Raw genomic sequence first — 10,831 nt, 5'->3', positions numbered from 1 at the left:
TGGAGGGTTTCAAGCCATTTGTCACCGTCTCCACCAAAAACCTCGGCGACAAAATACAAATCTCTATCAAAGACAACGGTTCCGGTATTCCTCCTGAAATCAAAGACAAAATCTTCCAACCTTTCTTTACCACCAAACCCACCGGTCAGGGAACAGGATTGGGATTGAGTTTGAGTTATGATATCGTGAAGGCGCATGGTGGGGAGATTAGTGTGGAATCCGAAAAAGCCCGCCCGGATGACCCGGTCGGACGGGGAATAGGCACCACCTTCACCATTACCCTACCCATCTGATTAAAAAACAAAGACTATGCATACCATCAAAAACACAATTTCGCTTCTTTTCACTTTTCTGTGGATCACCATCCCCGGGTTCCTCTCCGCCCAATCAGCTTTGGAGGAGGCAGGAAGACTTCCCATCAGCACTTACCTCCCTGAGAAATATAAGGGGGCTTACCAGGTATGGTCAGCCATTCAGAGTGAGGATGGGCTGATGTATTTTGGAACCTCAAACGGTCTGATAGAATATGACGGGGTAAACTGGAGAAATGTCTTTGGGGAGAATGATAGTAGAAACCATGTACGTTATTTGGCTAAGGATAAAAAAGGAAGGATTTTCTATGCAGGAACTGATGCATATGGATATTTGGAGAGGGATGCTAAGGGTGAAACGCAGCCGGTTTCTTTTCTTCATCTTATCCCCGAAGAATACCTTCCCCTTGGAACAATCTGGACGATCCAATTAAAGGATAATTATATCTACCTACAGGCAAGAGATAAAATTCTCAGGTTGGAGTTAAGTTTAGACCTTGAACTAAAGTCATTGAAAAACTGGAAAGCGGAAACAGCCTTTATGTATTCTTTCCTGTTGGATGATACACTTTTTATTCATCAGATCGAAAAGGGGCTGTATAAGTTGAAAGGGGAGGATATTGTCTTGATACCCGGCACAGAAGCCTTGGGAAGAGAAAGGTTAACGGTAATGCTTCCATATGGAAATGACAATAGCAAACAATATTTACTGGGCCATATCAATGCAGGATTTTATTTATGGGATGGGGAGCTATTGCAAAAGTTTCCTTCCCAAGTTGATCCCTACCTAAAAGGAGGGTCACAATTGTACAAGGGAGAATTACTGGATAATGGGGATTATGCCTTGTCTTTACTCGGAGGAGGATTCCTTATTATGAATTCCATAGGGGAAGTCATCAGGACTATCAACAAGTCTAATGGACTTCAGGCTGATAATGTAATTAGTGCCTATGAAGATCTTTCGGGAGGGTTGTGGTTGACCACAGATAAAGGAATGGCCCGAGTGGAAATCAATACTCCTGCATTGCTGTATGGAGAGGAAATTGGAATAAGTTCTTCAGTCAATGCAATTGAAAAAATCGGTGATGATTTGTTTGTAGGAACTACCAATGGTCTCTTGAAATTCAATGAAAAGGAAAAGACATTCCAACCTGCTCCAGGAACCAATACAGGACAATTATTAGATCTTTTAAAAGACGGAGAGGACTTGATTATTCCGGGAAATCAATTCCAGATTTTAAGAGCAGGTAAAATCATACCTCTTGAAAACCCAAAAAATAGAAGTTTTCCAAATGTTCTTTTTATTCAAAAAAATAATCCCAATATCCTCTATGTAGGGCACGGATCAGGTGTAGCTGTTTATAGCCGGGGATTGTTACCCGAAGTTCCCTGGGAATATCTTGGCGAAATTGAGGGCGTGGATCGTGATATTTACTACTTGAGAGAAAACAGGGAGGGAGAGCTTTGGGCGGGTACACGTAGTGGTTTTACCTTTCAAGTCAGTAAACAAGAAAATAACCTTGGCGGAACGGATCTGAATGCTTATAAAGTCAAAAGTTTTCAGATAGAAAATGGCTCTGGATGGATATCAGCTGTCAATGGAGAAATCTACGCTCAATCTTACTCCGGGCTTCAAAGGTTTTCAAAGGCTGATGGCGAATTTATAAAAGCTACAGAGTTTGATCAAATCGAAGCTAACATTATAGGAATAATAGAAGACCCTTTAAAAAGGGTTTGGGTAGGTACAAAAAGTAACGAGCCTATTCTTCTAATCCAAAACCCTGATGGAACTTACGAAAAAAATTCAAATCAGGGTTCTATGGGTCAATACTTGCCATCTAACAATTTTTTAGATGCAGACAGTAGTATGTGGTTTGTATCAAGCGAAGGTTTAATCCGATATGATCCTAAAAAAGAGGTCAGTACAGAAAAGCCGTTCTTTACGCTGCTCCGAAGGATAGAAACCAAAACAGATACCCTTGAGCTGATCCGATATGGAAGAGACCAAGGTCTGGAAGCAATAAGGCTGAAGGATAATTCCTATCGCTTTGAGTTTGCCGCACCCTATTTTGAGGAAGAAAAGAAAACCAAATACCAGACTTTTCTAGAGGGTTTTGACCCGGATTGGGTGGACTGGAATGATAACAAAGTCAAAGAATACACCAACCTGCCTCCAGCAAAATATAGATTTAGGGTAAGGGCACAAAATGCTGTAGGCAAAATCAGTGAAGAAGCTGTTTTTGCCTTTACCGTACTTCCCCCATGGTATGCTACTTGGTGGGCGTATTTGATTTATTTCATGATTCTCGCCTTGATTATTTTTGGCATTGTCAAATTTCAGTCAGAGCGCTTGCTAGCCAAAGAAAGAGAGCGGGCAAGAGAAAAAGAACTCGCCCAGGCAAAGGAAATTGAAAAGGCTTATCACAAACTTAAATCCACCCAAGCCCAACTGATCCAATCGGAAAAAATGGCTTCACTCGGAGAACTTACCGCCGGCATTGCCCATGAGATCCAGAATCCGTTGAATTTTGTGAATAACTTCAGTGAGGTGAGTGCGGAGCTGGTGGAGGAGATTCGAGAGGCGAGAAGCGAGAGACGAGAAGCAAAAGGTGGGATGCGAGATGAAAATGACGAGATGGAGGATGAGATTTTGGAGGATATCAAGCAAAATCTGGAAAAGATTCAGCACCATGGAAAACGTGCCGATGCCATTGTCAAAGGCATGCTGGAACACAGCAAATCCGGTTCTGGCGAGAAAGAACTGACCAACCTGAATACTTTAGCCAAAGAATACCTGAACCTGGCTTATCAGGGTTTTAAGGCCAAGAACAAAGATGGCGAAATCCAACTGATCACAGACTTCGATTCCTCCCTTCCCAAAATCGAGATTGTCCGTTCCGATATCGGTAAGGTGCTATTGAATATTGTCATTAATGCCTTTCAGGCCACAAACGAACCCTCCAAGGGTTTGAAACCCTTGGAGGGTTTCAAGCCATTTGTCACCGTCTCCACCAAAAACCTCGGCGACAAAATCCAAATCTCAATTTCCGATAATGGACCCGGTATTCCCGAAGCCATCAGAGACAAGATCTTCCAGCCTTTCTTCACCACCAAGCCAGCAGGGCAAGGCACAGGATTGGGATTGAGTTTGAGTTATGATATCATAAAGGCGCATGGCGGGGAGATTAGTGTGGAAAGCTCAGAAGGGAAAGGCACAGAGTTTATCATTCAAATTCCTCTTGTCTGATATAAACCTACTCCTAAGAAGAAGTAGGTTATCCCCTACTTCTTTGGCCTAAAAACCTTCACAATTCCCTCTTTACATTCCAAAAAAGGACCTTCTATCAAGTCAATGCAATATGGAACAGCAGGAAAAACAGCCTCCAAACACTGTCTGATAGCTGAAGGTTTACCAGGTAAATTGACAATCAAGGATGTTCCCAAAATCCCAGCAGTTTGCCTGGAAAGAATCGCAGTGGGCACATATTGCAGGCTTATTTGCCTCATCAACTCCCCAAAACCGGGGAGCATCTTTTGACAGACCTGTTCTGTAGCTTCGGGAGTAACATCCCTTGATGCAGGTCCTGTACCACCGGTAGTTACAATCAGCGCACACTGATCTTTTTCTGCCATCTCCCTCAAGCAGGATGCTATAAGCTCTTTTTCGTCAGGTACAATTTTGTAAACCGGTTCCCACTCATTTGACAAGACCTCTTCCAAAAATTTAATGATCTCTTTTCCTGATATGTCCTCATAAATATTGGCCGAAGCACGATCCGAACAGGTAAGTATTCCTATTTTAATTTTATCCATTTCAGTGATTATTCTTTCAATTTTATTTTTTTGATTTAGGGGCTTACTCGTCCCAGAAGCACAATTGCTTCCTTCAGAATCAAATATATGCAACACCGTTGCATATTTTGAATTGTATTGTATAATTTTACCCAAAATGAATTTCCAACCTGATACAAATAGCAAGAGAAAATCAGGTTAATTCATGGCATTTGGTAGACAAATATCCTATTATCAACCTAGTATCAATGAATATCATTTCAAAATATAATCCCAGCTATAATCAGGAATGTCGCTGACATGCAGGTTATATTCCCAAATCAAAATAATAAATGCAAAAACCGGAAAAAATCAAAGTTGTCATCCTCACAGGTTTTTTGGGCTCTGGAAAAACGACCCTGCTCAACAACATTCTGGCCAGTGAAAAGGATAAACTGAATTTTGTCATAGAAAATGAGTTCGGTAAAGTTTCGGTGGATAGCACTTTAGTCCAAAAAAATTACAACCAACTTTTTGAATTGAATAATGGCTGTATCTGCTGTTCACTCGATGCCGAATTGATAGAAGTATTGACCCAGTTGATTAAAGCCGAGCGGCAACCTGACTGTCTTTACATAGAAGCATCTGGAGTAGCTGATGCTGGGATGTTGGCCTCTGTTTTTAAAAGAGATGATGTCATGAAATTTTTTGACCTCACCCAGGTCATCTGCTTGGTGGATGCGGAGAATTTTGAAGACAGGATAAAAGAGGTTCCTGAAATGTACCGTCAGGTCATCGCAGCCGACAGGATACTGATCAACAAATCTGACCTTGTACAGTCTAAATACATATCAGAACTGGAGGCAAAATTAAAATCCCTCAATCCTTTTGCTGGGATTGAATCCATTGTAAACGGCCAGTTTGATGTCAATAATATCCCTAAGTCCACCATGTCCAATTTTTCTAAAATAGATCAGTTTGGAAGTATCGAAACCACGGCTGGACACAGGATGAAAAGCATTGCCATAGCCGTTCCAGAGGCTTTTGACAGGGACCAGTTGTATGCTGCACTTTCAGTGACATTATACCTGCATTACCATCAAGTATACCGAATCAAAGGTTTTGTAAAATTAGAAGGGGAAGAAAATCCCGTCCTCTTACAATCTACAGGCAATAAAGTCACCTTTACTTCCCAGTCTCCTATCGAGTCCCAAAAATACTTCCTGGTCTTTATTGGCAGGGATATAGAAAGAAAAGGCCTGGAAAGGATACTTTCACAGATTACTAAGAAAAAAATGTAAAGGAAATGGATAAATATGAATTGATGCTGAAAGAAAAGGGAATAAGACCCAATAAAAACCGGGTTGCTGTCCTCAGCAAATTGGCAGAAGAGGGAAAGGCATTTTCCCTTTGTACGATGAGTAAGGAGTTATTTGCTCAAATGGATCGTACCACCGTTTACCGCACCCTGACACTTCTAACCGAAAAACAGCTGATCAACAAAATTCCCTGTTCGGACGGAAACACCCTTTATTCGCTTCAAAATAAAAAAAGCGATGAGGTCAATACTACCCAATTCCGCTGTAAATCCTGTCAAAAAGTAGAGTCCCTGCCTACCCTGCCACAAGAATACCTTAAAACCATCTCCGATAAAATGATCAATTTAGATATGGTGGTCTTGGAGGGGTATTGCTGCACTTGTAGGTAGGCATTCCTCACCCAACCTTCTTCAATCTCGGATTGAGTTTGACTTTTCTTCCCTCTGAATTTTTCCTCATGCGCATATTGATAATTTCTACGGTTAAGGAGAAAAACACAGCAAAATAGATATAGCCTTTTGGCACTTCAACATGAAATCCTTCTACGAGTAGCATAAAGCCTATCAGTATCAAAAAGGACAGTGCAAGAATCTGTAGGGCTGGATGCTTATTGATGAAATTACTGATCTTGCCGGCAAAGGCAATCATGATACTCATGGAAATGACAACCGCAATGATCATTAGGATCACTTCATCCACTAGTCCTATGGCGGTCAAAATACTGTCAAAGGAGAACACAGCATCCAACAAGATGATTTGAAAAATCACTTTGGCTATGTTCTTTGTAGCATTTGCCTTGATTTCTTCTGCTTTACCTTCCATTTTGTGAGATATCTCAAGGGTGGACTTGAAGAGCAAAAACAAGCCTCCTCCTATCAAAATCAAGTCTTTCCCACTGGGTTCAAAGCCGAATACCGAAAACAATGGCTCATTGAATTTGATGATATAGGTGATACCCAAAAGCAAGCCTACCCGAAAAACCATGGCAAATACAAGCCCAATGATCCGGGCCTTTTCCTGCTGGGAGTGCGGAAGTTTATTGGAGATGATCGATATAAATATAATGTTGTCTATGCCCAGCACCACCTCCAAAAATGTCAAAGTGGTCAAGGCAATCCAAGTTTCAGATAATAGGAAAATTTCCATTGCTGTATATGGTCTTAAAAGATTATTTAAGTGTTTATATTATCTAAGGCTATCTTTCACCGAAAGAGGGAAACTTAAATTAAGGAGCTCAAATTGAGCCCCTGAATTGTACTATGCAGTCTGCAATTTGCTTTTATGACTCATCGCCTGTTCTCGGATCAACAGTTCCCATTTTTTGATCAGAACTGCCTCACCATTCAAGTCAGAATATTTATCACCATCATAAAACTCAAGACCCTGTATTTTCCGGTTGTGTTCATCGGTCATCGACAGAGTAAGTTTGTCCAGCACTTTATGGGAATTGGTCATATTACCCACCACATGTGCCGCCTCTTCAATAGCCACTTGATTTATTTTCTTAAGGTCTATCAGTACAGGAGAGGAATTGTCGAGGTGTTCACAATACACCAAAACTCCCTTTACTGTGTCTAAACCAATAAAATATTGATTTCTCCAAATATCCCGGATTTGAATTGTCAGGTTTTGGGATTGGATAAAATCCTCTATTTGCTTTAAAGCAAGGGCTTTTTTCTTGTTGATCTTCCGGCTTGCAAAGTAAAAAGGCAGCGCAAAGGCTATCATGGCTACCGCTGAAATAGCCAAGGTAATGATATCTATGTCAAACATGGTCTGGAAATGTGTTGTGGCAAACTAATGCCGTTGAAATGATTTTTTAAAGGGTGACATCCCTCAATCGGGAATACCTGAGTTCCCAAGCATTTGCTTAGGAATGAATCATTTCAGCTTTTACCAGAAAAAGTGGGAGGGAAATTTCAAAACCCTGATATCAAAAATCAAATCCACAAGCCTTGACAGGCTGATTTTGTTTTTGATTGAAGTTTCAAAATGAATTTGCTGTGCTTGAAAACCGGCTACAAAATCATGGGAAAGGGATTGGAAATGGGTATTTTGAGGAACAAGATGAATCTCTGTCTTCAAAATAATAGGCAAAGATTTGGTATAATCTCCTATAAAAACCTCTCCTAATTCAGATGACTCCTTTATTTGGTTATTTAAAACAAAGGCTTCTTCAGAAACATGCTGGAGCATAATTCCCTGAGCACCCATGAAGAGTGCGAAAAAAACACCAAAGCAAGTTTTAAGGAGGTTTTTCATGAAGGTTTTCAAATTGTCTTGATCATTTTTTATCCAAACAATTGACAGAGATTACTTGTCAATTTTAATACCATATTTTATGAATATCAGCTTTATCAGAATTTAAATTTTTAGCTATTTTGAAGATGTGTTATTTACTAGAAAAGCACTACTTGATTTATAAGATAAATTTGATTTCCAACCAGCGGCAAGCTGCATATAGCTTTTAATTTTTTGAACTAAAGATTAAAAATTCACAGGTGAAAATTTTTGAAAATAATATTACTGTTCTATATTTGTAGAACAATGTCTATAACACTAGAATATGAATCTTTCAAATGCTGAAGAGCAACTTATGAATCTGATTTGGGAAAAAGGAAGAGCCTTTATGAAGGACATCTTGGAAACTTATCCCGAACCCAAACCAGCGAGTACAACGGTTGCCACCTTATTAAAAAGGTTGCAGGAAAAAGGGGCTATCGCTTTTGAGTTGTATGGAAACTCCAGAGAATACTTTCCTTTGGTGGATAAGAATGATTACTTCTCCAAAAAGGTTAATGTTATGATCAAAGATTTTTTTAATGATTCACCAGCAGCTTTTGCCTCTTTTTTCGCCAAAGAGACCGCATTGGATAACCAAGAGTTGGAAGCGCTAAAAAAAATAATTGAAGAACAACTTAAATCTCAAAAGCCATGATCGCATTTATCATAAAGGCTACCATCTCATTGGCCATTTGTTATGCTTTTTACCGCTTTTTCTTGGTCAAAGAAAGCATGTTTCGGTTCAACAGGTTTTATCTGATTTTTGCAATCTGTTTTTCTCTGATAGTTCCTTTCCTTCAGATGCCATTTGATATGCCAATCAAGGAAAGTTTATTCCCTGAGAAAACATTGATGCTATCTGAAGAAAAATCAGAAAACAAGGCTAAAACCCTTTCAGCTGAGATTATTGTCTCGGAACATCTTGAAAAAGCAGACTCCGAACCAATCCAGGTAAATGATACTTTCAATTGGTTCAAATTTTTTCTGGGCATTTACCTCTTTGGTTTAACATTCTTTCTACTCAGATTTATAGTTCAACTTAGGCAACTGATCAGCTTGATCAGAGAAAATCCAAACATCAGAGAAAAAGACTTTACCTACATTTTATTGGAGCAAAAAACCCTTCCTTTTACCTTTTTGAATTTTCTGTTTCTGGAAAAAGAAGCATATCAAAATAAGCGGATTGAGGAAGAAATCCTTTATCATGAATTGGCCCATATCCGGCAAAAGCATACTTGGGATATATTGTTAGTGGAGTTAATGAAGATTGTCTTTTGGTTCAACCCCTTATACTTTCTCTATAAAAATGCCATCCAACTGAATCATGAATTCTTGGCAGATGCAGCGGTAAATTCCAGATTCCAGAACAAAACCGCCTACCAATGGCTACTCTTCAATAAAGTAGCAAGCCAGGAAGTAGACCTATCGATTAGCAGTCCATTTAATTTTTCCTCCACCAAAAACAGGTTAATCATGATGGGAAAATCCAGCTCAAGGTTTAAAACCAAATTGCTCAAATCTATCTCTGCTGTTCTTGTGGGATTCTTATTGATTTCCTTGTCTGCAAGCCAGTCATTTGAAGCGGTTCCTTTTGGAGCACCTAATGACTATGAGCAAATCCTTGCTAAGGCATTTCAAGAGGATAATCCATTTTATTTGAATTTGAATCAATTAGACCTGACTTCACTCCGAAAAGCCTACCTGGCCTTGGATGAGGACGAAAAATATAAGGTTACAGAGTTTCCGTTTTTTGATGATTTGACCTTTGAAAAATTAGTGGAACTTCAAAAAGCCTATCCGAAAGTAAGAACCAGCATTCTTTATGAAACGCCTCCGGAAAAAAAGATCATCAAACAGGAAGTTTACGATGAATGGAAAAAAACCAAAAAAATCACCTTAACTATTGATGATCAGGAAAAAGATATCGAAGCTTTAAATAATTACCAGCCAGAGGACTTTGCCATATTTGTAGTGCGTGAAACAGAGAAGAAAGGGTTTTTCAAGAAACCTGCCTACAGTGTTTCATTGATGACCCATGAATATTACCATGGTAAGTATTATCAATCCCAGAAAAAAATCCGCCTCATTCAGGCTGAATACCCCAATGAGGACAAAGTTCAGGTCAATTATTGGATAAAACATTTTGCAATGAAGAATGGCCAGATTACCAAGTTTATTCCTGGAAATTATGAGGCCTCAATCTTTCATCATTTTAGGACAATTGATACTACCCAATTGGATTCAGAAAAAAGCAATGGCATAAATTATATTTCTAAAGAAAACATCTCAATAATAATAATTAGTGCCGAGGACGGAACAATAACTTCAATGCAACTGCCCAGTATTTAATACGAGGCAGTTGCATTTAGTTTTAGGGCTAATAGACTATTCCTGAGTCCGGAAACAGCAATTAAAATCCAAATCCAATATATAACTGGGCTACAGCATTTCTGGAATTATTGGTAAGGTTACGTGCCATTCCTTCTTTGCCCACTTGTCGCAAACCATAATTGTATCTTGCTCCAATTGTAACATTGCTTATATCAAAACCTACCCCTGCCAATAAACCATAATCCATTGAATTAAAATCATCATTGTTCAATTCAATGGTACTTATTGTGGTAAGATCAGAAGTTCTAAGGTTTTTAACATTTGCGGAAACCAGGTACGATACGTAGGGGCCGGCATGGATGTTTAAAGGTCCTAAATTAATGGCCATCGCAAGGGGTAGCTGAATGTAATTCAAATTATACCTTACCTGTCCTTCCCTGATTCCTAATACACTTCCTACTGTACTTCCGCCGTAAGAAATTTTAGAGCCTACATTTGTGTAAAGCAACTCCGGCTGGAAGGCTAAAAAGTTGGTTACAGGTATCTTAGTGAAAATTCCGAAGTGAAGCCCTACTTTCATGTTTTCATCCTCCACGGTAGGTTGGTCTACGAAGAATTGGGATAAATTGGCGCCACCCTTAATCCCTATTCTAGGTCCGGGATTATTGCTCTGTGCAAACCCATGGGATGTAAACATCATTAGGAGTAAGGATATTCCAATCCCTGTTAAAAGATTAAATTGAGGTAACTTTATCATGGCTATATATTTGATTAAATTAAAACTAATAACTTAAATAAGTGAATGTGTTTTATTAA

General features: G+C 39.3%; 11 protein-coding genes. 6 read left to right on the top strand and 5 right to left on the bottom strand.

Annotation, left to right across the window (positions count from 1 at the left end):
• Positions 1-293, top strand: a 293-nt coding sequence (locus EA341_RS15635) for a HAMP domain-containing sensor histidine kinase (RefSeq protein ID WP_293016102.1), incomplete at its 5' end; no start/stop codon positions are given.
• 16 nt (positions 294-309) lie between these two features.
• Entirely contained in the window at positions 310-3,558 is a 3,249-nt protein-coding gene (locus tag EA341_RS15630; RefSeq protein ID WP_293016101.1) for an ATP-binding protein, read from the top strand.
• Positions 3,559-3,593: 35 nt separating this feature from the next.
• On the opposite strand, the gene mog is transcribed toward EA341_RS15630, so the two are convergent.
• The gene (gene mog, locus EA341_RS15625) at positions 3,594-4,124 is read right to left on the bottom strand and encodes a molybdopterin adenylyltransferase (RefSeq protein ID WP_293016100.1); all 531 of its coding nucleotides are present in this window, start codon (positions 4,122-4,124) and stop codon (positions 3,594-3,596) included.
• 311 nt (positions 4,125-4,435) lie between these two features.
• On the opposite strand from mog, the gene EA341_RS15620 reads away from it, so the two are divergent.
• The gene (locus EA341_RS15620; RefSeq protein ID WP_293016099.1) at positions 4,436-5,383 is read left to right on the top strand and encodes a GTP-binding protein; all 948 of its coding nucleotides are present in this window, start codon (positions 4,436-4,438) and stop codon (positions 5,381-5,383) included.
• Between the two features lie 5 nt (positions 5,384-5,388).
• Entirely contained in the window at positions 5,389-5,790 is a 402-nt protein-coding gene (locus tag EA341_RS15615) for a Fur family transcriptional regulator (RefSeq protein WP_293016098.1), read from the top strand.
• 7 nt (positions 5,791-5,797) lie between these two features.
• On the opposite strand, the gene EA341_RS15610 is transcribed toward EA341_RS15615, so the two are convergent.
• The 3 genes from EA341_RS15610 to EA341_RS15600 all read right to left on the bottom strand — a co-directional run bounded on the left by EA341_RS15610 (position 5,798) and on the right by EA341_RS15600 (position 7,663).
• Positions 5,798-6,547 (bottom strand): TerC family protein, encoded by a 750-nt coding sequence (locus EA341_RS15610; protein ID WP_293016097.1) that lies wholly within the window; start codon positions 6,545-6,547, stop codon positions 5,798-5,800.
• Positions 6,548-6,658: 111 nt separating this feature from the next.
• Positions 6,659-7,174, bottom strand: coding sequence for a hypothetical protein (locus EA341_RS15605; protein WP_293016096.1), 516 nt, complete (start codon positions 7,172-7,174; stop codon positions 6,659-6,661).
• 120 nt (positions 7,175-7,294) lie between these two features.
• Positions 7,295-7,663, bottom strand: a complete 369-nt coding sequence (locus EA341_RS15600; RefSeq protein WP_293016095.1) for a hypothetical protein — start codon at positions 7,661-7,663, stop codon at positions 7,295-7,297.
• Between the two features lie 304 nt (positions 7,664-7,967).
• Here EA341_RS15600 and EA341_RS15595 point away from each other — a divergent pair, with 304 nt between their 5' ends.
• Positions 7,968-8,339, top strand: coding sequence for a BlaI/MecI/CopY family transcriptional regulator (locus EA341_RS15595; RefSeq protein WP_293016094.1), 372 nt, complete (start codon positions 7,968-7,970; stop codon positions 8,337-8,339).
• The gene (locus tag EA341_RS15590; protein WP_293016093.1) at positions 8,336-10,033 is read left to right on the top strand and encodes a M56 family metallopeptidase; all 1,698 of its coding nucleotides are present in this window, start codon (positions 8,336-8,338) and stop codon (positions 10,031-10,033) included. The genes EA341_RS15595 and EA341_RS15590 overlap by 4 nt, the downstream gene beginning before the upstream one ends.
• Before the next feature lie 61 nt (positions 10,034-10,094).
• On the opposite strand, the gene EA341_RS15585 is transcribed toward EA341_RS15590, so the two are convergent.
• On the bottom strand, positions 10,095-10,772 hold the full coding sequence (locus EA341_RS15585; RefSeq protein WP_293016092.1) for a porin family protein: 678 nt from the start codon (positions 10,770-10,772) through the stop codon (positions 10,095-10,097).
• Positions 10,773-10,831: the final 59 nt, after the last annotated feature.

This window comes from Mongoliibacter sp. (genome assembly GCF_007692705.1).
Lineage (GTDB): Bacteria > Bacteroidota > Bacteroidia > Cytophagales > Cyclobacteriaceae > Mongoliibacter.
This window is presented reverse-complemented; position numbering and strand designations above follow the sequence as displayed.